The following is a 22,224-nucleotide window of genomic DNA, read 5'->3' on the forward strand; positions in this document are numbered from 1 at the left end:
TTGTCCTCCTTCAGATCTTTTTAATGCAATGCGATAAGGTATTGTAAAATATTGTTTTCGCTGCGTCAGGTTTTGTGGCGGTTTCGCTTGAAATCCAGTGTTCAGACAGATGAATTGCCTCGAAGGCGACGTTTTGGACCGGTTGAAAGGCTTTTTCTTCAAAGCGGTCCGAAGGGCGCGCGGCGGCGTTGTCGGCGCGGCGGGTCCTCCGATAGACTGGTGCGAAACGAAGCTGCGGCTTCCCGATTCTCTGGAGACACTCATGGCCGCCGATATGGAACATTCAAGCGATTTCCTGGCACGGGCGATTGCCGCGGGATCCGGCGAAGAACCTGCCGATCTCGTCATCAAGAATGCCCGGATCTTCAGCGTTCTGGACGGCTCGCTCACGCAAAGCGATATCGCCGTCGTCGGCGACCGCATCGTCGGGACCTTCGGATCCTACGAAGCGGCCAGAACGGTCGATGCGGAGGGACGCGTCGTGGTGCCGGGGTTCATCGACACCCATCTGCACGTGGAATCCTCCCTGGTCACACCGTTCGAGTTCGACCGATGCGTGCTGCCGCACGGGGTGACCACGGCGATCTGCGATCCGCATGAAATCGCCAATGTGCTCGGCAGCGAAGGCATTCGTTATTTTCTGGACAGTTCCCTGGAAACGGTCATGGACCTCAGGGTCAACCTGTCCTCCTGCGTTCCCGCGACCGCCTTCGAGACCTCGGGTGCCTGCCTGGAAATCGAGGACCTGTTGCCGTTCAAGGACCATCCGAAGGTGATCGGCCTGGCGGAGTTCATGAATTTCCCCGGCGTGCTGGCGCGCGACCCGAAGGTTCTGGCGAAGCTCGCGGCCTTTCAGGACGGTCATATAGACGGCCATGCGCCGCTTCTGTCGGGGCTTGCGCTCAACGGTTATCTGGCGGCGGGTATCCGCACCGACCATGAGGCGACGACGACGGAAGAGGCCCTGGAAAAGCTTGCCAAGGGCATGAACATCCTGATCCGCGAGGGCTCGGTCTCCAAGGACCTGGAAGCGCTTTACCCGATCCTGCAGCCGGATGTGTCCGCGTTCGTCGCACTGTGCACCGACGACCGCAATCCGCTCGATATTGCCGAGGAGGGCCATCTCGACAGCATGATCCGGCGGCTGATCGCCAAGGGTATCCGGCCGTTGGATGCCTACCGGGCGGCAAGCTGGTCGGCGGCCAATGCCTTCGGGCTGAAGGACCGCGGCCTGATTGCGCCGGGCCGGCGGGCTGACCTGGTGCTGCTCGACGATTTCGAGGAGTGCCGGGTGGCATCGGTCGTCAGCGGTGGACGACCGGTAACGGACGAGCTGTATGACCGGCGGAAAATCGTTGCCCCGGTCGGACTGACAAGTGTGAAGGCCGATCCGGTGCAGGCGTCGTCTTTCGAGATCCGGGCTGCGAACCGCGAGGGCGATGTCATCGGCGTGGTGCCGGGGCGAATCATCACCGAGCATCTCAAGCATGCGCTGCCGGTCGAAAACGGACAGGCGCAGATCGATCTCGATGCGGATGTCCTGAAGGTCGCCGTCGTCGAGCGGCACAAGGGGACCGGCAATATCGGCAAGGGCTTCGTCAAGGGGTTCGGCATGAAGGCGGGCGCCATCGCGTCTTCCGTCGGCCATGACAGCCATAATATCTGCGTCGTCGGCGCCAGCGAACAGGCGATGGCCCATGCGGTCAACCGCGTCATCGCGCTCCACGGCGGTTTCGTCGTTGCCGGTGATGAGGGCGTTCGGGCCGAACTGGCGCTGCCGCTTGCGGGACTGATGAGCCTCGAGCCCTTCGAGACGGTGCGCCATGCGCTGGAAGACCTGCGCCATGCGGCAAAGGATCTCGGCTGCACGTTGCCGGAACCCTTCCTCCAGGTCGCCTTCCTGCCGCTGCCGGTCATCCCTCATTTGAAGATCACCGATTTCGGGATGTTCGACGTGGACAAGTTCGAGCTGATAGAGCCGGCATGATCCTGACCCTTGCCGTTTCCGGATACCGCTCGCTGCGTAATCTGGTCCTGCCGCTCGACCGGATCACGGTGATCACCGGTCCGAACGGCAGCGGCAAGTCGAGCCTCTACCGCGCCATACGCCTGCTCGGCGATGTGGCTCAGGGACAGGCGATCGCGTCGCTGGCGCGGGAAGGCGGGTTGCAGTCGACGCTTTGGGCCGGCCCGGAAACCATTTCAAGGGCCATGAAGCTTGGAGAGGTGCCGATACAGGGCGCCCGCCGCCAGGATGTGGTCAGCCTGAAACTCGGGTTTGCCGACGAGGATTATGGCTATGCCATCGACCTCGGCCTGCCCGTTGCCGACAGCACGTCGTTCTTCAATCACGATCCGGAAATCAAGGCGGAGGTGCTCTGGGCCGGTGAGGCCCTGCGGCGCTCCAACGAGATCGCCGCCCGGTCCGGGCCGTCCGTTCGGGTTCTGAACCTGGCCGGACACCGGGTGCCGGTGATGCAGACCCTGGCAAGCTTCGACAGCATGATGACCCATGCGGCAGATCCGCAGAATGCGCTGGAATTGCTCGTCATGCGCGACCGCATGCGCGGCTGGCGGTTCTACGACCATTTGCGCACCGATGTGGAGGCCCCTGCACGGATGCCGCGGGTGGGAACCCGGACGACGGCCCTGTCCGCCGATGGCGGCGATCTGGCGGCGGCCCTGCGCACCATCCAGGAAATCGGCGATCCGGAGTTGCTCGCGGAGTCCATTGACGATGCTTTCCCGGGCTCGGAGATCGAAATCCAGGTAACGGACGGGCTGTTTGAGGTGCTGATGTTTCAGCGCGGCCTTCTCAGGCCGCTTCGGACCAGCGAACTGTCCGACGGGACGCTGCGCTACCTGCTTCTGACCGCCCTGCTGCTGACGCCGCGCCCGCCGCCACTGCTGGTGCTCAACGAGCCGGAAACCAGCCTGCATCCGAAACTGCTGGACCCGCTTGCCCGGCTGATTGCCAGGGCTGCGGAAAAGACCCAGATCATCCTCGTCTCCCATGCCCGGGACCTTGTGGAACCGATCTCCGGCCTTTCCGGCTGTCTGCGATACGAGTTGCGCAAGGAACTGGGCGAAACGGTTACCGATGTGGTGGATATGCCTGCCTGGAACTGGCCGGCGCGATAGAGGGCCGGGCGGCCCGGCGAACGTCAACTCCGTAGACATCCTCTCCGCTGACGTTCGGTCATGAGTTGACGTTTACGGAAGGTTGTGTCCATTTCAAATGCACGGCGGGTAAGTCAGCTTTCGTGGGGCTGACAGCAGCGGACCGGCATGGGGGAAACGGCAGGGAGGCCGCTCATAGACCCTTCGCATATGTCTTTCGCGGCTCCGTGGGTGTAAGAATAAGAAAGATCTGGAGTAGGCAATGACGACTGTGGAGGAGTGGAGGAGCGCGTTCAGGCCTCGTCCGGTACACGACTATCTGGAGGACACGGTTCGGCAATTCGGAGACCGGCCGGCGATCGATTTTCTGGGCCGTATGTGGAGCTATGCGGAACTGGGCGCGCTGGTCGACAAGACCGCGGCCGGTCTGCAGGCGATCGGAGTAAAGCCCGGCGTTCACGTGGGCCTGTGTCTTCCCAACACCCCCTACTACACTGTTTTTTATTTCGCGATCCTGAAGATCGGCGGCACGGTGGTCAATTTCAACCCGCTCTACGTCAAGCGGGAGATCGAATTCCAGGCCCGGGACGCGGATGTGAAGATCATGGTCACGCTCGACCTGAAGATGATCTTCGATACGGTCGAGGCGGTGCGCGCCGCAGGGGCGCTTGACACGATCATCGTCTGTTCCATGTCGTCCTGCCTGCCGACGGTCAAGAGCATCGCCTTCAAACTGCTGAAACGCAAGGAAGTAGCCGAGATTCCGGACGGTCCGACACATATCCGGTTTGAGGACCTGATGAAGGGGGCAGACCGGCCGAAGCCGGTCGAAATCGACCCGGATACGGCAATCGCCGTTCTGCAGTATACCGGCGGCACGACCGGGGTCCCCAAGGGGGCAATGCTGACCCACCGCAATCTGTCCGCCAATATGGAGCAGATGCGCTGCGTCTTTCAGATGGCGAAAACGGGCGAGGAGAAGCTGCTTTGCGTTCTGCCCTTTTTCCATGTCTTTGCCATGACCGCGGCGCAGAACCTGTCCGTCATTCTGGGCGCGGAAATGGTGCTGCAGCCGAAGTTCGAGCTGAAATCGCTGTTGAATGTGATCGCCCGCAAGAAGGTGACCCTGTTTCCGGGCGTGCCGACGCTCTACACCGCAATCAACAATTCGCCTTTGACCCCCAAATACGATCTCAGCAGCGTGCGGGTGTGTATTTCCGGCGGAGCGCCGCTGCCGGTGGAGGTCAAGCAGAGGTTCGAGGCGCTGACCGGGTGTATTCTGGCTGAGGGTTACGGGCTCACCGAGACCTCGCCGGTTGCTGCGGTCAACCCGCTCGACGGGACGGGCAAGACCGGATCCATCGGCACTCTGGTGCCTGGAACGAAGGCGCGGTTCTGCAGTATCGAGGACCGCACCAGGGTTCTGCCCGACGGGGAAAAAGGCGAACTTTGCCTTCAGGGGCCGCAGGTCATGAAAGGCTACTGGAAGCGCCCGGATGCCACCGAGGAGACCATCGAGGCAGACGGTTTTCTGCATACCGGCGATGTCGGCTATATCGATCCGGAGGGGTTCATCTACCTGGTCGACCGGATCAAGGACCTGATCCTGTGCTCCGGCTACAACGTCTACCCTCGTGTCGTGGAAGAAGCGATCTATCTGCACGAGGCGGTGGCGGAAGTGATCGTGATCGGTATTCCGGATGCCTATCGGGGCCAGTCGCCGAAAGCGTTCGTCAAGCTCAAGGACGGATATGACCTGAGCGAAGATGAACTGGCGACGTTTCTCAAGGGGCAGCTTTCCGCGATCGAACTTCCGCGGGAGTATGAATTCCGCACCGAGCTGCCCAAGACGATGGTCGGCAAATTGTCGAAAAAGGAACTCGTGGAAGAGGAAATGGCAAAGCGGGCCGATAACGCGAACTGATGCGCGGCGGTCTGTCGCCAATGGGTTGTTTTCCATGCGGCTTCTCGCTACCGATTATAAAAAACCAGTGAGCGAAAAAGATGTTGCAGGATCTGCCGCCCTATCTGACCACCCGGGAGCTTGCCGACCTGATCCGGGTCAAGGAACGCAAGGTTTACGATCTGGCCGCGGCCGGCGAGGTGCCCCACAGCCGGGCTACCGGGAAACTGCTCTTTCCGCGCGACGCGGTGCTTGCCTGGATCGACCGGGCCGGAGATGCGGCCGACGAGGGACACGAGCGCCCCGCTGTCGTTCTCGGCAGCCATGATCTGCTTCTCGAATGGGCCTTGCGTGAATCCGGTTGCGGGCTTGCCAGTCTGTTCGACGGCTCGCTCGACGGCATCGAGCGTCTGGCCCGCAGGGAAGGGGTGGCCGCCGGTGTCCATGTTCCGGATATGGAAGACGATAACTGGAACATCGAAGCGGTCTCGAACCAGTTTGCCTTCAAGTCGGTCGTCCTGATCGAGTGGGCGAAGCGCCACAGGGGCTTCATCGTTCCGGCAGGCAATCCGGGACGGATCAACACGGTTGCCGACCTTGCGGGCAAGCGTCTGGCAAGACGGCAGCAGGCGGCTGGAACCCATGTTTTGTTGCAGAAACTGATCTCCGAAGCTGGCAACAATCTGGAGGCCGGCATCGTTGACGGACCGCTCGTGCGTGACGAGCGGGAGGCGGCACAGGCGGTCTTCGGCGGTGAGGCGGATGTTGCGTTCGGCCTCGAGAGTGCCGCGCGCCAGAGCCGGCTGGATTTCGTTCCGGTGTGTACCGAACGGTTCGATCTCGTCGTCCTGAGGCGGGAGTATTTCGAGCCTGCGTTCCAGAAACTGCTGGCCTTCGCGCGGAGAGAGGCTTTCGCGAACAAAGCCGAGCAGCTTGGCGGCTACGATATCTCTGACCTCGGCAAGGTGCACTTCAACGGTTACTGACGCGCCTTTGGAAAACTATCTGCATTGGAGACGGCATGGGCATCCATGATTTCATGGCGGCATATAAACGGGTCTGGGAAGGCCAGGACAAGCATGGGTTTGCCGCGCTATTCGTCGATGGCGGGCGCTACTGGAACACACCATTCCAGGTCCAGACAGGCGCAGAGGAACTGGCCGCCTATTGGGCCCGCATCGAGTTGCAGCGCGATATTGCCCTGACCTACGAAGTCCTTGCGGAGACGCCGAACGGCGGGATTGCGCATTGGCATGTCAGCTATCAGGTCGCCTCGGAGGAATTGTTCCGGATCTGGGCGGCATCCACGGGGACGGGATTGCCGGACCGCAAGCCCGGCGATCCGCTGCCGCGACTGACGCTCGACGGCTTGCTCAAAGCCGAATTCGCGCCTGACGGCCGTGCAGAAGAAGTGCGCATCTGGTGGCATTCGATCGCGGATATGCCCTAGGCCGGGGACCGTAGAAACAAATATCCAGCTAGTTGTTGTAGCCGCGTCCTTCGGCGGCGCGGGCCAGTTGCCGGCCGCGCTTGGCTTCGCGGCGGACGGTGTAAAGCGAGGCGCCGATGATGATCGCGGCGCCCGCGAGTGTTGCGGCACTCGGCCAGTTCCCGAAAACGACGATGCCGATGACAGCGGCGTAGAGAAGCCTCGTGTAGTCGAGCGAGGCGATGGCGGTGGCTTCGCCGGACCGGAAGGCCTTGATGTTGCACATTTGAGAGGCCCAGGCGACGACGCCGACCATGATCAGGATACCCCATTGCTCAAGGGTCGGCGTGTGCCAGGTGTAGATGGCTGGCCCGATCATCAAGAGGCCGACAAGCAGGGCCTGGTAGGTCAGGATGGTTGTCGGCGAATCCGTTCGCGTCAGGATGCGCAGGATGATCATCACGATCCCGGCGCCGGCCGCGCCCAGGATGGCGAGCGCGGCATAGGGGTCGACGAAACCGGTCCCTTCAGGCCGAAGCATCAGCAAGACGCCAATGAAGCCCACGATGGTTGCGCCCCAGCGATGGATACCGACCTGCTCGCCCAGAAAGAAGATCGCGAAGATCGTGATGAAGAAGGTTTTCGAAAAGCCGAGCGCGGTCGCATCCGCCAGCGGCAGCTTGATGATTGCGGTAAAACCGCAGAGCATTGCGATGGTCGCAAAGATCACGCGCGCGATCTGCAGGTCGGGACGGTGGGTCTTGAGCGATGTCGGCAGACCCCGCAGGATCTTCGGCGCGACGATGACGACCATTACCAGCTGTCGGATGACCAGGATCTGGAACACCGACATGTTCTCACCTGCCATCTTGATGAAGGTCGCCATGATGGTGAACAGGAAAGCTGCCAGCAATATCCACAAGGCGCCAATGGTGTTCGGCGGCAGGTCGTCCCAGATTGGCAAGCCGAACCGAGAGCCGCGACTCGGGCTGTCGGCTGAATCGGGGGCGGATCTGTCCGCTGGCGCTTTGTCTGGCGCCTTGTCCATCATTGGTGTCCTTGTTGTTGACGCGGCGCATCGAGGGGCGGGAGTGTTCGAGTATGGCTCCGGATCATAACCGTTTTGAGTCGTTCGGAAAGGGGGCTGGCCAAATGCGGCCGGGACTTGGAATATAGGTCCGGATTTGTAATTGCCGCAGAAATGTCTGTAACGACAATCTGTCGGCCGAAGTGAATTCAGGACGAAGACCGAAGCTATCGGCAAGGGAGCGTGCCATGAGAAAAATCCAGAGCCAGGGCGTTCATCACATCACACTCGTCGGCGCGGACAGGCAGACGTCGATCGATTTCTGGGAGGGGCTTTTGGGCATGCCCTTCGTGTTCGAACAGCCCAATCTCGACAATGCCAATGAGAGCCATCTCTATTTCGATCCGGGCGACGGCCGGCTGATCACCATTTTCACAAACGAGGACCGCAAGCCGGACCCGCACAGGACCCCGACCGATGTCGGATGCGTGCATCACCTGGCGCTCTCGGTCTCGCAGGCGACGTTCAAACAGACGGTGGAGCGGCTCGACGAACGCGGGATCCGTCACAGCGGGCCGAAAGATCGCGGCTTTATGGATTCCATTTATTTCGAGGATCCGCTCGGGTTTCTGATCGAGCTTGCGTCCTATCGTTTCGAACCGCCGTTCGGGGTCTCCTACGGGGAGGTGATGATCGAGGCGCATAACATCCGGGTCGCGCGTGGGGATTACAATATCGCCGAGATCCATCTTGCCGACGCGATCGAAAACCTGACACGCTCGACGCGGCGCAGCCTGTCCGACGACCGATCGCCCAAGAACCCCTATGGCAACGTTTGAGGGTCGAAGTCTCGGCAGACGGGCAGTCTCATGTCTGTCGCCGAGGTGCTGCGTCACATTGAAATGAAGATTTTATCGCTGAAGGAACATGTGTTTTTCGGCCGGTTGCAATCTGTTGAAACAACTAAACAAAAGGGTGTTTTTCGCGGAGCCTCGCAGGAGACAACAGTCCCTCGCATTGATTTTGCTTGAGTTTTTTCTTCAAGCGGCGGAAGCTGATGGTGTTGAAATACCGGGGAGGACTGAACATGTGTCAGATTTTTGCCGGGCAAGACCCAGCTGACTATGAACCGGAAACGCGCCGTCTCAGGCTCAATGGACAAAGCACCAGCATCAGACTGGAGCGGTCCTTTTGGCAGATTGTCGATGAAATCGCCGCCGCAGAGGGGCTGAGTACGCCGGCGTTCGTTTCGAAACTGCATTCGGAAGTGCTCGAATTGCATGGCGAAGCGCGGAACTTCACATCGCTTTTGCGGTGCGCCTGTATCGTGCGCGTCCGTCATACGATGGCGCCGATTGAAACAATCGCCGCAGAATAATTACGTGTAGTACTTTGATACTACCCACCCTTTGAAATATTCGGGCATTCTTCCCTCAGGATCGCAAAGACGGTCTGTTGGGAGGAAAAGTTGGCTAAAGTAATACATGCGATGTTTCGCGTGCTCGAAGAAGTGCGCTCTGTTGACTTTTACAGGAAAGCCTTTGGCCTGGAGGTCTCCGAGCGTCTCGATTTCGACAGCTTTACCCTGGTCTATCTGAAAAACTCTTCCGCTGATTTCGAGATAGAGCTCACCGTCAACAAGGGACGGGAGGAGCCTTATAACCTCGGAGACGGCTATGGGCACGTGGCCTTCTGTGTCGAGGATCTCGACAGCGAACATGCCCGGTTCGAAGCCGAAGGCCTTTCTCCCCGCAAAATCGTTGAATTTGAACGTGATGGTGCGTTGCTGGCCCGTTTCTTTTTCGTCCAGGACCCGGACGGATACCAGATCGAGGTGCTGCAGCGGCACGGCCGCTACCGGTAACCGCCATCGCGCGGAATGAGGGAGGAAGACATGAAAACTGCTCTGGATCGTCACAAGATGACGCGGAGGGACCTGCTTGCCCGCAGCGCGGCGATTGGCGGGGCCTTTGTCATCGGAACGGGGTTCGTCGCTGCGTCGACGGCCGCCTGGGCCATGGAGGTCGAATACATCAAGCCGGATACCATGGCGGCGCTGATCCAGATGGCACGGGACATTTATCCTCACGATCACGTTGCGGACCAATTCTATGCGGCCGCCGTGAAGGGCTACGACAACGCCGATCAGTCCCAGATGATTGAGGCGGGTATCGCGGCCCTGAACGCGGCGGCCGCCGGCAAGGGATATGCCGGCTATCTGGCGGCAGGATGGGAACGGGAGCGGGTGGACATTCTGCGCGCCCAGGAGGACAGCCCGTTCTTTCAGACCATCCGGGGCGGTCTCGTGACTGGTCTCTATAACCAGAAGGCCCTTTGGCCGCTGTTTGGCTACGAAGGCGAAAGCTACTCCAAGGGCGGCTACATCGATCGCGGCTTCAACGACATCGACTGGATCTGAGGGAGGGCGCGAACATGGCTGCAACATTTGATCTCAATGACGACAGCGTCGTCGTCGTCATCGGAACGGGCGCCGGCGGTGGCGTTCTGTCCAACGAACTGGCGCAGAAGGGTGTGAAGGTCGTCGCACTGGAGGCGGGCGGGCGTTATCTCCCCGACGACTACATCAACGACGAATGGGACAGTTTCGGTCAGCTTGCCTGGACCGATCCGCGAACGACCTCCGGGGACTGGCGCGTCGCGAAGGACTTTTCCGGCCTTCCGGCCTGGATCGTCAAGGCCGTTGGCGGCACGACGATCCACTGGGCCGGTGCGTCGCTGCGCTTCCAGCCCCACGAATTCAAGACCAAGACGACATACGGGGACGTGCAGGGCGCGAACCTTCTCGACTGGCCCATCGATCTTGCCGAAATGGAGCCCTGGTACGAAAAAGCCGAGACCAAACTCGGCGTGACCCGCACCGGCGGGCGACCCGGGCTTCCCGGCAACAACAACTTCAAGGTCTTCGAGGCCGGCGCCAAGGCACTGGGCTACAAGGAAGTCCATACCGGCCGGATGGCGATCAACAGCGAGGACTACGACGACCGGATTTCCTGCCAGCAGACCGGCTTCTGTTTCCAGGGGTGCAAATGGGGCGCGAAATGGTCCGCCGCCTATACGGATATTCCGCGCGGTGAGGCGACCGGCAACCTGGAAGTCCGCGACCGCTGCCACGTGCTGAAAATCGAGCATGATGCATCCGGCAAGGTGACCGGTGTCGTCTACGCGGACAAGGACGGCAATCAGCAGATGCAGAAGGCGCGCCTTGTCTGCGTGGCGGGCAATTCCATCGAAAGCCCACGGCTGCTTCTGAATTCCGCGTCGAACATGTTCCCGGACGGCCTTGCCAATTCCTCCGGCCAGGTCGGGCGCAATTACATGCGCCACATGACCGGTTCGGTCTATGCGGCGTTCGACAAGCCGGTGCGCATGTGGCGGGGCACCACCATGGCCGGCATCATTCAGGACGAGGCCCGCTTCGATCCGTCGCGCGGGTTCGTCGGCGGTTACGAGTTGGAAACTCTGGCCCTCGGTCTGCCGTTCATGGCGGCGTTCCTGGATCCGGGCGCATGGGGGCGGGAATTCACGACCGCGCTCGATTCTTATGAAAACATGGCCGGGATGTGGATCGTGGGCGAGGACATGCCTCAGGAAACCAACCGGATCACGCTGAACCACGACGTGAAGGACAGTCACGGACTGCCGGTTCCGGACGTGCATTTCGACGATCACCCGAACGACATCGCCATGCGCAACCATGCCTACGCCCAAGGTCAGGCGATCTACGACGCGGTCGGGGCCACCCGAACGTTCCCGACGCCGCCCTATCCGTCGACGCACAATCTGGGAACCAACCGGATGTCGGCGAATGCCCGCGACGGGGTCGTCAACAAATGGGGGCAGACGCACGACATTCCGAACCTTTTCGTTTCTGACGGCAGCCAGTTCACGACCGGTGCCGCGGAGAATCCCACGCTGACGATCGTCGCTCTCGCCATCCGGCAGGCCGATCACATCGCGGGGGAAATGAGCAAGGGCAATCTCTAGGGCAGGGTGATTGAATCTGACAGCCGGCTGTATTGCATTTGCTTGAACCAGGGGTGGTCTTTCCAGAAAAGGCCGCCCCCAACGCACGTCAGGTGCGGCAAACTTGGGAGGAAATAATGAAAAGACTGCTTTTGGGAACGGCGAGCCTGCTCGCGGTAACGGCACTGGCACAGGCCCAGGCGCCGGTGCCGGAGAATCTGGAGAAACTGTCGAATTTCCAGACGACGGGCACATCGGAATTCACCTTCGTCGATCAGACCGGTGAATACGCGGACGGCATCAAGAAGACGCTGGAACGGATCAAGCTGCCGGACGGATTCAAGATCGGCCTTTATGCGGTCGTGCCCGACGCGCGCCACATGGCGGTCGGCCCGCAGGGGATCGTGACCTTCGTCGGGACCCGCAAGGACAAGGTCTGGTCCGTGACCGACCGAAACAAGGACCGCGTGGCCGACGAGGTCAAGGATTTCGCGCCGTCGTTGAAGTTCGCGATCCCGAACGGGCCGTGTTTCTCCAAGGACGGGTTCCTCTATATCGCCGAACAGAACCGGGTCCTGGTCTATCCGGCGGCCGAGTTCTTCTATGAAAGCCCGGACGTGGCCGCCTTCAACGTGGTCAAGCAGGGCGAGCTGATCCCGCCGGCGGAAGAAAGCTACAACCACACCGCCCGCGTCTGCGACATCGGGCCGGACGGCAAGCTCTACATCGCCCTCGGTCAGCCGTTCAATGTGCCGGCCCCCGAAAAGCTGGACCTCTACAACAAGTGGGGCATCGGCGGCATCATCCGTCTGAACACCGATGGCACGGGCCGGGAAGTCTTCGCGACCGGCATCCGCAACTCCGTTGGTATGGATTTTGATCCGAACACCGGCGATCTCTGGTTTACGGATAACCAGGTCGACGGCATGGGGGACGATATCCCACCGGGTGAACTCAACCATGCGACTGCGGCCGGGCAGAACTTCGGCTTCCCGTGGTACGGCGGCGGCGATGTCCGCACCAACGAGTACAAGAACGACGAGCCGCCGGCGGATGTGGTGTTCCCGGCAGCCGAGCAGGTCGCTCATGCGGCCGACCTCGGCATGAAGTTCTACACCGGCAAGATGTTCCCGGCCAAATACCAGGGGGCTATCTTCTCCGCCCAGCACGGCTCATGGAACCGGACGACGCCTGTCGGTGCCCGTGTGATGGTGTCCTATGTCAACGAAGACGGGACCGCGACCAGTGAGCCTTTTGCCGAAGGCTGGATCGACGAGAACGGCGAATATCTCGGTCGTCCGGTCGACGTGGCCGAACTGCGTGACGGGTCTATCCTGGTGTCCGACGATCTGGCGGGTGCCATCTACCGGATCTGGTACGAGGGCAATTGATGCTGCGTAGCGTGATACTGGCTCTGGGCGGGGTTTTCCTCGCCCAGAGCGCTTTGGCGGATATGCCGGCCGGCGATCCGGCGGAAGGCCGCAAGAAAGCGACGATGTGCCGGACCTGTCACGGGATCGAGGGGCTGGCGAAGATCCCGATAGCCCCGAATATCGGCGGCGAGCCGGCCGCCTATATCACCCGGCAGTTGATCGCGTTCCGCTCAGGCGCACGGACCCACGAGATGATGAGCGTCGTTGCAAAGTCGCTCGACGACCAGACGATCGCCGATGTGGCGGCCTGGTATGCGTTGCAGAAGGCATCGGCCACCCTGCCCGCGGGCAAGACGGACGCGCAGGCGCCGGAGACCTGTGTCGCCTGCCACGGAGCGGAGGGCATTGCGACAATGGAGGATGCGCCCAATCTCGCGGGCGAAACGGTGATGTATCTCGATACCCAGCTCAAGGCTTTCCGAAGCGGCAAGCGCACCCATGAGATCATGTCCGGGATCGCCGCGGACCTCAGCGATGACGACATCCGCACGCTCGCGGAATGGTATTCCGGGATCAAGTTGAAGATCGAAAAGGCAAACTAGGTTTTCCCATCTGATCCACAGGAATTGATGGCTCCCCCGCAGCCCAACCTGCCCTGGCGCACGCACGGAACAGAAAGGTTTTGTGCGTGTTCCAGGGTTCTTTTTTGATACGTCAGCTCCAGTTGAACAATCAGGGGCATCGGTGCCTGTTCGTGGCGTGTTTTTCTCCTTCCCAAGCGCCCCGATTATGTATTTATCATTCAGGTCTCGGGAGCGTTGGGTCAGGAACCGGTGCTTGATCCGACCTGAACAACGGGAACCGGAGCGCATGAAATCCGCTACAGGTAAAAAAAAGCGGCCACCGGCAGATGTTATCGGCTGGCGTGAAATCGTTGCCCTCCCGGAGCTGGGTCTGCCTTCAATCCGCGCCAAGATCGATACCGGTGCGCGAACCTCTGCCTTGCATGCGGAGGACCAGGAGATCTACGATCGGGACGGAAGGACCTGGGTGCGCTTCCGTCTGCCCGGCTCGCGCTATCACCGCGATATGCAGGTGGAGGTGCCGGTTGCGGACGCCCGGGACATCAAGAATACGAGCGGTGTGCCTGAACAGCGGCTTGTCATTGAGACGTTGCTGATCCTCGGGCACCATCACTGGCATGTCGAAGTCTCCCTGGCCAACCGGGAGAATATGGGGTTCGACATGATCCTTGGACGCACGGCAGTTAGGGGCCGCAATGTCCTTGTCGACCCGGGCCGGTCCTTTCTGGCCGGAGAACCGGTGGTTCCCGGAACCAAGGCTTCAGGGTCCGACGCCTGAGATCGTATTTCGGCGGCTTTGAGGCCGGTGCCGATAGCATTTATCCCGATCGGAGATCACTTATGAAAATCGCAATGCTGGCGCGGAACGCGGATCTTTATTCTCACAAACGGCTCAAGCAAGCCGCCGAGGATCGGGGGCTGCAACTCGACATCATCAATACCCTGCGATGTTACATGAACATCGCCTCGCGCCGACCGGAGATTTATTATAACGGGGAGAAGCTCGTTGGTTATGATGCGGTTATCCCGCGTATCGGGGCTTCTATCACTTTTTACGGCCTGGCCATTCTGCGTCAGTTCGAGATGATGGGCGTCTATCCGCTCAACGAATCCGTCGCCATCGGACGGTCGCGGGACAAGTTGCGGTCCCTCCAGCTTCTGGCGCGTGACGGGATCGGTCTGCCGGTGACCACCTTCGCGCATGATCCGAAGATGACGGAAGAGGTCCTGAAGGTGGCGGGTGGCGCACCGGTGGTCATCAAGCTCCTGGAAGGCACTCAGGGCATCGGTGTCGTTCTTGCGGATACCGAACGCTCGGCAAAATCTGTGATCGAGGCCTTCCGCGGCGCCAATGTGAACATCCTCGTCCAGGAGTTCATCAAGGAGGCGGGCGGTACCGATATTCGCGCCCTCGTCGTGGGCGGCAAGGTCATCGCGTCGATGAAGCGGACCGGCGCGGAAGGCGAATTCCGCTCCAACCTGCATCGCGGCGGCAGCGCGGCAGCGATCCGGATTTCCCCGGAAGAACGGTCGACGGCGATCCGCGCGGCGAAAGCCATGGGGCTCAATGTCTGCGGTGTCGACATGCTGCGGTCCAATCACGGACCGGTGGTGATGGAAGTGAATTCCTCTCCGGGTCTGGAAGGGGTGGAGAACGCGACCGGGATCGACGTTGCGGGCAAGATCATCGAATTCCTGATGAAACACGCCACCGCCGGGAAAACGAAAACCAAGGGCAAGGGCTAGGCCGTGGACGATCGCAGAGCCTTCGAGATCGGCAGTTTCAAGGTCGCCCCGGGTGCCCGCAAGACGGTGGACCTTCCGGTCAGCGTCCTCTCCGACCACACGCCGGTGAAAATGTCGGTCCATGTCATCCATGGCCGCCGCCCCGGACCCGTGGTCTTCGTCAGTGCCGCCGTGCATGGGGACGAGGTGATCGGTGTCGAAATCGCGCGGCGGGTTCTGCGGGCGCCGAACCTTGATACGATCAAGGGCACCTTGCTGATTATCCCGATCGTGAATGCGTTCGGGTTTCACAGCCATTCCAGATACCTGCCCGACAGGCGCGATCTCAACCGCTCCTTTCCCGGCAGCGAGAAGGGATCCCTAGCCGGACGGCTGGCGAACCTGTTCATGACCGAGATCGTGTGCAAGGCCGACCTCGGCATCGATTTGCACTCGGCGGCGATCCACCGGACCAATCTGCCCCAGATCCGTGTTTCGCCGTCCAAGGATGATACCATGGCTCTCGCCGAAGCCTTCGGCGCGCCGGTCATCCTGACATCGAAGCTTCGGGAAGGCTCCCTGCGCGAAGCCGGTCAGAAAAAGGGTGTCGATATTCTGATTTACGAGGCCGGCGAGGGGCTTCGCTTCGACGAAATGGCGATCCGGGCCGGTGTATCTGGGATTTTGCGCGTCCTGCGCAAGCTCGGCATGATTTCCGGAAAAGGCGTGACCAGGCCCAAGGTGGCGTCGATCCGCACGTCGTCCAGTTCCTGGGTTCGGGCGCCCGCGGGCGGTTTGCTGCGGCCATTCAAGTCGACCGGAGAAGTCGTCGAGCGCGGAGATCTTTTGGGGATCGTCTCCGATCCGTTCGGCGAGGTGGAAAAGGAAATCATCGCTCCTGACGGCGGGTTGATCATAGGCCGGACCAACTTGCCGATCATCTACGAAGGAGACGGCCTGTTCCATATTGCCACGGTCCGAAAGCATCACGACCCGGAAGGAACGGTCGACAGCCTCGCGGCGCAACACATTGCCGATCCGCTCTTCGACGAGGATGAAATCATCTGAGGTTCATGCCTCGGAAATTTTGTTCCGGAGGATTGAAACTCCTTTGCTTCAGCCCTCTGGAACTGAACGGTGAGAGCCGGTAAGCTCCGCCGAAATCGCCGCCCTTCTCTCCCGAACACCTCCTCCCCAGGGCGGCTCAAATCACGTTATCAAGGACGTAGCCAGATGAACCAGATGGTCCCAGCCAAGTTCGGTATCGGTGCGCCGGTCCGGCGCAAGGAAGATGCAGCCCTGATCACCGGCCATGGCCATTTCACCGACGATTTTGCACCGGAAGGCTGCCTGCATGCCTATGTGCTGCGGTCTGCCATGGCGCATGCGAAGATTTCCCTGTCCGGTCTCGATGACGCCCGTGCGTTTCCGGGCGTGTCGCTGATCCTGACGGCGGCGGACATCCAGGATCTGAAGACCATGCCGACCAAGGCGGTGATGAAACAGGTCGACGGGACCATGCACAAATGCCCGCCCCAGCCGGTTCTTTGCGGCGACGAGGTGCGCTATGTGGGCGATGCGATCGCCTTCATCGTGGCCGACAGCGTCAATACCGCGAAGTCCGCTGCCGAACTGATCGAGATCGATTACGAGCCGCTCGACGTCGTTGTCGGTATCGAAGATGCGCTCGCCGACGGTGCACCGCTGGTCTGGCCGGAATTCGGCACCAACAAGGCCTTCACGCTAGGTCACGGCGATGCGGACAAGTGCGCCGAAGCCTTCAAGAAGGCAGCTCATGTCACCAAGATCCGGATCGTCAACAACCGCCTTGTGGCCAACTACATGGAAGCCCGCGCCTGCATCGGCGAATACGATGCGGAGACGGAGCGCTACACGCTGACCTCCGGCACCCAGGGCGGTCATGGCACCCGTGACGTGATCTGCAGCGATATCCTCGGTATCGATCCGTCGCGCCTTCGGGTGGTGACCCCGGATGTGGGAGGTGGTTTCGGCACCAAGATCTTCGTCTACCGTGAGTATCCGCTCTGCCTCGTGGCCGCTGAGCGGCTCGGCAAGCCGGTGAAATGGACCGGTGAGCGCACGGAGCATTTCGTCACTGATGCTCATGGCCGGGATAATGTCACCACCGCTGAACTGGCAATGGACGAAAACCACAAGATCCTGGGTCTCAAGATCGACGTGTTAGCCTCCATGGGCGCCTACCTGCACCAGTTCGGGCCCTATATCCCTTACGTGGGCACCTCCATGTCGACCGGTCTCTACGATGTTCCGGCGCTCGCCGTGACCGCAACCGGGGTCTATGACAACACGGTTCCGACCGATGCCTACCGAGGCGCCGGCCGGCCGGAAGCCGCCTATCTGATCGAGCGGCTGATTGAAAAGGCCGGACTGGAAACCGGTCTCGGGTCCGCGGAAATCCGCCGCCGCAACTTCGTGCCGTCGGAAAATCTGCCCTACACCACCGCGACCGGACGGCTTTACGACACCGGCGACTTTGCCGGGCACATGGACAAGGCGATGGCGGAAGCCGACTGGGACGGCTTCAAGGCACGCCAGGAAAAAAGCGCTTCGGAGGGCAAGTACCGCGGCATCGGCATGTGCAGCTACATCGAGGCCTGCGCCTTTCCGGGCAGCGAGGAAGCCACGGTCGAACTCAACGACAACGGCACGGTCACGCTGCTGATCGGTACCCAGACCAACGGCCAGGGCCATGCGACCGCCTATGGTCAGGTGATCGCCGACCAGCTCGGCCTCGACCTGGACCATATCGAAGTGATCCAGGGCGATACCGACCGCGTGCGCAAGGGCGGCGGAACGGGCGGCTCGCGTTCCATTCCGCTCGGTATGCCTTCGGTCAACGGGGCCTCCAAGATCCTGGTTCAGAAAATCAAGGAACAGGCCGCACAGCAGTTGGAAACGGGCACGGATGACCTTGAGCTCGTCGACGGCAATGTACGGGTCGTCGGCACGGATCGTCAGGTCACCCTGGCGGAAGTCGCTGCCCAGGCACCGGAAAAACTGTCCGGTCGCGACGAGGTCAAGCAGGTGGAAGCGACCTATCCAAACGGCACCCATATCGCCGAGCTGGAAGTCGATCCGGAAACCGGCGAGGTGACCCTCGAAAACTACGTCATCGTCGACGATTTCGGCGTCACGGTGAACCCGATCCTTCTGGAAGGGCAGGTCCATGGCGGTGCCGCCCAGGCGATCAGCCAGGCGCTTTGCGAAAACACGGTCTATGACGAGGACGGTCAGCTCCTGACGGCCTCGCTCATGGACTACAAGCTGATCCGGGCCGCCGACCTGCCTTATTTCAATTTCCAGACAAAGAACGTGCCGTCGACGACCAACGCGCTCGGGATCAAGGGCGCGGGTGAGGCCGGCACCATCGGCGGCTGTGCTTCTGTCATGAATGCGCTGCAAATGGCGCTGCGCGACGGCGCCGGGGTCGCGCATATCGACATGCCGGCAACGCCGCTGCGCATCTGGGAAGCGATCCAGGCTGCGAAGGGCTGATCGCCGTTTTTCCGGCAATGTTCTGAGGGCGGCCTGGTGCCGCCCTTTTTTTGGCCGGCAGATGGTTTGAAAGACCGGAAACGCCAACCCAGCCATATCCCTGCGGGGTATGGCTGGGTTGGCGTTTCGAAAAGTATTGTCCGCAAGGGCACATACGGTCTGTTAGGACATATGTGCTAGAGAATTCGCAATGCGTGCGGGAGGCGCCAAATCGAGTAATCCGGATCCGACTGGAAAGTCGTATGTTTTCTGTACTGTCAAGTATTGCGGTTGAGCACGAGTATCGTTTCATCGGTTTTGCCGCGATTGTTTGCGTCGTCGGCTCCTTCCTTACCATGAGCCTCTTTTCCAGGATCAGGAGCTGCGCCGGATCCCGCCGGTATCTCTGGCTGTTGCTGGCCGGGCTGGTGGGCGGCAGCACGATCTGGACCACCCACTTTGCGGCCATGCTCGGCTACTTCGTGCCCTTCGGGCGGACGTTCGAGCCGGCTTCGACCCTGTTGTCCCTGGCAGTCGCCATCGGTTCCACAAGCTTCAGCTTCTTCGTCGCCAGCCGGTCGGACAATCGGTTGATGATCGGGTTTGGGGGGCTTCTGTTCGGTCTCGGTTCGGCCGCCATGCATTACATCGGTATGTCGGCTTATCTGGTTCCGGGATTTATCCGGTGGGACACGAGCTTCGTTGTGGCTTCGGTGGTTGTCGGCGGCCTGTTCGGCGCGGCAACAACTCTGGTCCTTGCGGAATACGGCAAACGCACAGGATTATGGGGTGCGACGGCGATGATGGTGCTGTGTATCGTTACCCTGCATTTCACCGGCATGGCGGCAATGACCATCGTGCCGCTCAGTGGCATAGACGTGCCGCCGCAGGCCGTCTCGGACGATGTCATGCTTGCGGCCGTCGTCGGTATGACCATGGTCATTATCGTGGTCGTCGGTTCGGCTTTCCTTATCGACCAGCGGAGCATGGAGGAGGCAGCGACCACCTATCGGCACCTGGCGTTGCACGATCCGATGACCGGCATGCCGAACCGGTCCTTCCTGAAAAAACGGATCGAGGAAGATCTCGAAGTTGTCGGTGGCGGCCCGAACCGGCTTGCGGTGGTCTCCGTCGATCTGGATCGTTTCAAGGACATCAACGATCTCCATGGGCAGATGGCGGGAGACAAGCTCCTGCAACGTATCTCCGAGCGACTGCAGGCTGCTGTGGCCGAAGACGAATTCATCGCCCGCAATGACGGCGATGAATTCGTGGCAGTCAAACGGATTACGGACGATGACCGGCAGGCGATGGAATTCGCCAGCCGGATTCGGCACCAGCTGGATGCGCCTTTCCATTGGAATGGAGACACGATCAGCATCGCCAGCAGCACCGGCATCTCCCTGGCTCCGCGTGACGGACGCGACGCGCATGATCTCATCGCGCGGGCAGGGATGGCCGCTTATCACGCCAAGATGAACGGTGGTGACCGGGTCGTCCTATATGAAACGACCATGGAGAAGACGAGCAGAATTCGCGCGTCCATCGCCATGGATCTGAAGTCTGCAATCGCAAACCGGGAACTGGAACTTTACTATCAGCCCCAGAACGATACCAGGACACGCCGGCTGAAGGGCTTCGAGGCCCTGGTTAGATGGAACCATCCGAAGAAGGGGCTCATACCGCCCTCGGATTTCATCCCGGTAGCAGAGGAAACCGGACTCATCCTGGACATCGGCGCATGGGTTCTGGAAACCGCCTGCCGGACGGCCGCGAACTGGCCCGGGGAATTTACTGTCGCGGTCAATGTTTCGGCCCGCCAGCTGGCCCAGGAGACCCTGCCGCATCAGGTTGCGGGCGTGTTGGCACGGACCGGGCTGCTTCCCGGCCGTCTTGAGATCGAACTGACGGAAAGCGGCCTGATCGCGGATCAGGAACATGCGCTCAAGATCGTTCAGGCGCTGAAGGACCTTGGCGTCAGTGTTGCCATGGACGATTTCGGTACCGGCTATTCCTCGCTTTCGACCCTGCAGAGTTTTCCGTTCGACAAGATCAAGATCGACCGGGAGTTCGTCAGAAGCCTGACGTCGAACCAGCAGGCGACCGCGATCGTCAAGTCGACGCTCCTGCTCGGATCCAGCCTGAATATTCCGGTTCTCGCAGAGGGCGTGGAGACGGAAGATCAGCTTTCCTTCCTGGAGGCCGAGGGCTGTCAGTCGGTGCAGGGCTTTCTGTTCGGCCGGCCGCTCCGGCTCGAGCAATGCGAGGAACTGATCAGGGAGGAAATGCAGGGACGGCTGTCCATCCCTCTTGCGTTTGCGACCAAGGCAGGCGTGCGTTGATTTTTCAGGAATCGGGCCTATTGTTGCCCGTGTAACCATATTCTGCCGCTTTCCGCCCGTATTCGCCTTGCCGTCCGCCATGATGAGACTGCTTCAAGGCTTGTTCCTGGGCTGGCTTCCGGTTTTTTCAAACGACAGAGTGGCCTGTCCGGGCCCGGCGCCCCGCTCTGCCTTTCCCTATCAGCGCCGGCCCCTTAGGACGTGATCCATGGCGCTTTCCGGCGCTTCCGCCAAATCATCGGAGCAAACATCATCCGGAATGACACGCGTCGCTCCGGTGCTCGGAATTTCCCTCAAACTCGCCTCGACCCTGGTGTTCACCATCATGGTGGCGATGCTGAAAATCGCAGCTGAAACCGTGCCGATCGGCGAGATCGTCTTTGCCCGCAATTTCTTCGGTCTGTTTCCGGTGCTGATTATGGTCGCTTTCCGGGGAGAACTCGCAATAGCGCTCAGGACATCCCGGCCTCTCAGTCATCTCGGGCGTTCGTCGGTGGGGATTTCCGCCATGATCCTGTCGTTCACGGGCTTTTCGCTGCTGCCGCTGCCCGATGCGACGGCGATCGGCTTCGCCACGCCGCTGTTCGTAGTGGTACTCGCCTGGCTGGTGTTGCAGGAGACCGTCCGGCTCTACCGCTGGAGCGCGGTCATCATCGGGTTCTTCGGTATCCTGATCATCCTGTCGCCGCATCTGGGACAAGGCGCGCTGGGCAGCGGGCAGATGATCGGCGCGGTCTGCTCGGCCCTGGCCGCGGTCTGTGCCGCACTCGCGATGATCTTCGTGCGCAGGCTGTGCGAAACCGAGCGAACCACGACCATCGTCACCTGGTTTTCCGGCTCGGCGACGTTACTGGCCCTGCTGACGATCCCCTTGGGGGTCGTCTTTCCGGATCAGGCCTGGGTCATGCCGGACGCGGATACGGCCCTCATCCTGATGATGGTCGGGCTGGCAGGCGGTGTCGGCCAGATTCTGCTCACCCAGAGCTATCGCTACGCCGATGCCTCGACGATCGCACCGTTCGACTACGCCAACATGATCTGGGCGGTGATCCTGGGATATGTCCTGTTTGACGAAGTGCCGGTGTGGCAAGTCCTGGTCGGCGCGGCGATCGTCATCGCGGCGGGGATCTTCGTGATCTTCCGGGAACACCGTTTGGGCCTGGACCGGACGAGGGCGCGGCGGGCGTCCACGCCGTCGAAATCCTGATTGGTTTGATTACC

At 60.9% G+C, this 22,224-nt stretch carries 21 protein-coding genes; 19 read left to right on the plus strand and 2 right to left on the minus strand.

All coding sequences use genetic code 11. From position 1 onward, the window contains the following. Positions 1–10: 10 nt before the first annotated feature. The gene (locus ACN0SO_RS10515) at positions 11–283 is read right to left on the minus strand and encodes a hypothetical protein (RefSeq protein ID WP_417677322.1); all 273 of its coding nucleotides are present in this window, start codon (positions 281–283) and stop codon (positions 11–13) included. On the opposite strand from ACN0SO_RS10515, the gene ade reads away from it, so the two are divergent. From ade to ACN0SO_RS10540, 5 genes are all read left to right on the plus strand, one after another. After that, positions 263–1,987 carry an adenine deaminase gene (gene ade, locus ACN0SO_RS10520; RefSeq protein WP_417677324.1) on the plus strand — a complete coding sequence of 575 codons (1,725 nt, stop codon included), beginning with the start codon at positions 263–265 and terminating at the stop codon, positions 1,985–1,987. The genes ACN0SO_RS10515 and ade overlap by 21 nt on opposite strands. Next, entirely contained in the window at positions 1,984–3,141 is a 1,158-nt protein-coding gene (locus ACN0SO_RS10525) for an AAA family ATPase (RefSeq protein WP_417677326.1), read from the plus strand. The genes ade and ACN0SO_RS10525 overlap by 4 nt, the downstream gene beginning before the upstream one ends. 241 nt (positions 3,142–3,382) lie before the next feature. Continuing rightward, positions 3,383–5,044, plus strand: coding sequence for a long-chain-fatty-acid--CoA ligase (locus tag ACN0SO_RS10530; protein ID WP_417677328.1), 1,662 nt, complete (start codon positions 3,383–3,385; stop codon positions 5,042–5,044). An 80-nt stretch (positions 5,045–5,124) separates the two neighbouring features. After that, a complete protein-coding gene (locus ACN0SO_RS10535) occupies positions 5,125–6,009 on the plus strand; it encodes a substrate-binding domain-containing protein (protein WP_417677330.1) in 885 nt (294 codons plus the stop codon). Positions 6,010–6,044: 35 nt separating this feature from the next. Next, a complete protein-coding gene (locus ACN0SO_RS10540; protein ID WP_417677332.1) occupies positions 6,045–6,473 on the plus strand; it encodes a nuclear transport factor 2 family protein in 429 nt (142 codons plus the stop codon). A 28-nt stretch (positions 6,474–6,501) separates the two neighbouring features. Here ACN0SO_RS10540 and ACN0SO_RS10545 read toward each other — a convergent pair whose 3' ends face one another. Further along, complete coding sequence (locus tag ACN0SO_RS10545; protein ID WP_417677334.1) at positions 6,502–7,416, minus strand: DMT family transporter; 915 nt, start codon at positions 7,414–7,416, stop codon at positions 6,502–6,504. A gap of 311 nt (positions 7,417–7,727) precedes the next feature. Between ACN0SO_RS10545 and ACN0SO_RS10550 the strand changes: the two genes are divergently transcribed. From ACN0SO_RS10550 to ACN0SO_RS10615, 14 genes are all read left to right on the plus strand, one after another. Continuing rightward, a complete protein-coding gene (locus ACN0SO_RS10550) occupies positions 7,728–8,318 on the plus strand; it encodes a VOC family protein (protein ID WP_417677336.1) in 591 nt (196 codons plus the stop codon). A gap of 30 nt (positions 8,319–8,348) precedes the next feature. Further along, complete coding sequence (locus ACN0SO_RS10555) at positions 8,349–8,510, plus strand: hypothetical protein (protein WP_417677338.1); 162 nt, start codon at positions 8,349–8,351, stop codon at positions 8,508–8,510. Beyond that, the gene (locus ACN0SO_RS10560; protein WP_417677340.1) at positions 8,507–8,857 is read left to right on the plus strand and encodes a ribbon-helix-helix domain-containing protein; all 351 of its coding nucleotides are present in this window, start codon (positions 8,507–8,509) and stop codon (positions 8,855–8,857) included. The genes ACN0SO_RS10555 and ACN0SO_RS10560 overlap by 4 nt, the downstream gene beginning before the upstream one ends. A 90-nt stretch (positions 8,858–8,947) precedes the next feature. Further along, complete coding sequence (locus ACN0SO_RS10565; RefSeq protein ID WP_417677342.1) at positions 8,948–9,343, plus strand: VOC family protein; 396 nt, start codon at positions 8,948–8,950, stop codon at positions 9,341–9,343. Positions 9,344–9,373: 30 nt separating this feature from the next. Beyond that, a complete protein-coding gene (locus ACN0SO_RS10570; protein ID WP_417677344.1) occupies positions 9,374–9,898 on the plus strand; it encodes a twin-arginine translocation signal domain-containing protein in 525 nt (174 codons plus the stop codon). 14 nt (positions 9,899–9,912) lie between these two features. Continuing rightward, positions 9,913–11,484 carry a GMC family oxidoreductase gene (locus tag ACN0SO_RS10575; RefSeq protein WP_417677346.1) on the plus strand — a complete coding sequence of 524 codons (1,572 nt, stop codon included), beginning with the start codon at positions 9,913–9,915 and terminating at the stop codon, positions 11,482–11,484. Positions 11,485–11,600: 116 nt separating this feature from the next. Beyond that, complete coding sequence (locus ACN0SO_RS10580; protein ID WP_417677348.1) at positions 11,601–12,854, plus strand: PQQ-dependent sugar dehydrogenase; 1,254 nt, start codon at positions 11,601–11,603, stop codon at positions 12,852–12,854. Beyond that, positions 12,854–13,438 carry a c-type cytochrome gene (locus ACN0SO_RS10585; protein ID WP_417677350.1) on the plus strand — a complete coding sequence of 195 codons (585 nt, stop codon included), beginning with the start codon at positions 12,854–12,856 and terminating at the stop codon, positions 13,436–13,438. Before ACN0SO_RS10580 ends, ACN0SO_RS10585 begins: the two co-directional genes overlap by 1 nt. A gap of 268 nt (positions 13,439–13,706) precedes the next feature. Further along, a complete protein-coding gene (locus ACN0SO_RS10590; protein WP_417677352.1) occupies positions 13,707–14,198 on the plus strand; it encodes an ATP-dependent zinc protease in 492 nt (163 codons plus the stop codon). A 62-nt stretch (positions 14,199–14,260) separates the two neighbouring features. Then, positions 14,261–15,166: a 30S ribosomal protein S6--L-glutamate ligase gene (gene rimK, locus ACN0SO_RS10595; RefSeq protein WP_346894451.1), complete on the plus strand. Its 906-nt coding sequence runs from the start codon at positions 14,261–14,263 to the stop codon at positions 15,164–15,166. A gap of 3 nt (positions 15,167–15,169) precedes the next feature. Further along, positions 15,170–16,213: a succinylglutamate desuccinylase/aspartoacylase family protein gene (locus ACN0SO_RS10600; RefSeq protein ID WP_417677354.1), complete on the plus strand. Its 1,044-nt coding sequence runs from the start codon at positions 15,170–15,172 to the stop codon at positions 16,211–16,213. A gap of 165 nt (positions 16,214–16,378) precedes the next feature. Then, the gene (locus ACN0SO_RS10605; RefSeq protein WP_417677356.1) at positions 16,379–18,682 is read left to right on the plus strand and encodes a xanthine dehydrogenase family protein molybdopterin-binding subunit; all 2,304 of its coding nucleotides are present in this window, start codon (positions 16,379–16,381) and stop codon (positions 18,680–18,682) included. Positions 18,683–18,924: 242 nt separating this feature from the next. Continuing rightward, positions 18,925–21,003 carry a putative bifunctional diguanylate cyclase/phosphodiesterase gene (locus ACN0SO_RS10610; protein WP_417677358.1) on the plus strand — a complete coding sequence of 693 codons (2,079 nt, stop codon included), beginning with the start codon at positions 18,925–18,927 and terminating at the stop codon, positions 21,001–21,003. A 259-nt stretch (positions 21,004–21,262) separates the two neighbouring features. Next, positions 21,263–22,210 carry a DMT family transporter gene (locus tag ACN0SO_RS10615; protein ID WP_417677360.1) on the plus strand — a complete coding sequence of 316 codons (948 nt, stop codon included), beginning with the start codon at positions 21,263–21,265 and terminating at the stop codon, positions 22,208–22,210. Positions 22,211–22,224: the final 14 nt, after the last annotated feature.

It is taken from the genome of Roseibium sp., from assembly GCF_048260565.1.
In the GTDB taxonomy this organism is placed as follows: domain Bacteria; phylum Pseudomonadota; class Alphaproteobacteria; order Rhizobiales; family Stappiaceae; genus Roseibium.

What these genes read in the sequence shown, in the direction of transcription:
- ade (WP_417677324.1), top strand. Translation starts at nt 263, where the DNA reads ATGGCCGCCGATATGGAACATTCAAGCGATTTCCTGGCACGGGCGATT.
- ACN0SO_RS10515 (WP_417677322.1), bottom strand. Translation starts at nt 283, where the DNA reads ATGTTCCATATCGGCGGCCATGAGTGTCTCCAGAGAATCGGGAAGCCG.
- ACN0SO_RS10525 (WP_417677326.1), top strand. Translation starts at nt 1,984, where the DNA reads ATGATCCTGACCCTTGCCGTTTCCGGATACCGCTCGCTGCGTAATCTG.
- ACN0SO_RS10530 (WP_417677328.1), top strand. Translation starts at nt 3,383, where the DNA reads ATGACGACTGTGGAGGAGTGGAGGAGCGCGTTCAGGCCTCGTCCGGTA.
- ACN0SO_RS10535 (WP_417677330.1), top strand. Translation starts at nt 5,125, where the DNA reads ATGTTGCAGGATCTGCCGCCCTATCTGACCACCCGGGAGCTTGCCGAC.
- ACN0SO_RS10540 (WP_417677332.1), top strand. Translation starts at nt 6,045, where the DNA reads ATGGGCATCCATGATTTCATGGCGGCATATAAACGGGTCTGGGAAGGC.
- ACN0SO_RS10550 (WP_417677336.1), top strand. Translation starts at nt 7,728, where the DNA reads ATGAGAAAAATCCAGAGCCAGGGCGTTCATCACATCACACTCGTCGGC.
- ACN0SO_RS10555 (WP_417677338.1), top strand. Translation starts at nt 8,349, where the DNA reads ATGTCTGTCGCCGAGGTGCTGCGTCACATTGAAATGAAGATTTTATCG.
- ACN0SO_RS10570 (WP_417677344.1), top strand. Translation starts at nt 9,374, where the DNA reads ATGAAAACTGCTCTGGATCGTCACAAGATGACGCGGAGGGACCTGCTT.
- ACN0SO_RS10575 (WP_417677346.1), top strand. Translation starts at nt 9,913, where the DNA reads ATGGCTGCAACATTTGATCTCAATGACGACAGCGTCGTCGTCGTCATC.
- ACN0SO_RS10580 (WP_417677348.1), top strand. Translation starts at nt 11,601, where the DNA reads ATGAAAAGACTGCTTTTGGGAACGGCGAGCCTGCTCGCGGTAACGGCA.
- ACN0SO_RS10585 (WP_417677350.1), top strand. Translation starts at nt 12,854, where the DNA reads ATGCTGCGTAGCGTGATACTGGCTCTGGGCGGGGTTTTCCTCGCCCAG.
- ACN0SO_RS10590 (WP_417677352.1), top strand. Translation starts at nt 13,707, where the DNA reads ATGAAATCCGCTACAGGTAAAAAAAAGCGGCCACCGGCAGATGTTATC.
- rimK (WP_346894451.1), top strand. Translation starts at nt 14,261, where the DNA reads ATGAAAATCGCAATGCTGGCGCGGAACGCGGATCTTTATTCTCACAAA.
- ACN0SO_RS10605 (WP_417677356.1), top strand. Translation starts at nt 16,379, where the DNA reads ATGAACCAGATGGTCCCAGCCAAGTTCGGTATCGGTGCGCCGGTCCGG.
- ACN0SO_RS10610 (WP_417677358.1), top strand. Translation starts at nt 18,925, where the DNA reads ATGTTTTCTGTACTGTCAAGTATTGCGGTTGAGCACGAGTATCGTTTC.
- ACN0SO_RS10615 (WP_417677360.1), top strand. Translation starts at nt 21,263, where the DNA reads ATGACACGCGTCGCTCCGGTGCTCGGAATTTCCCTCAAACTCGCCTCG.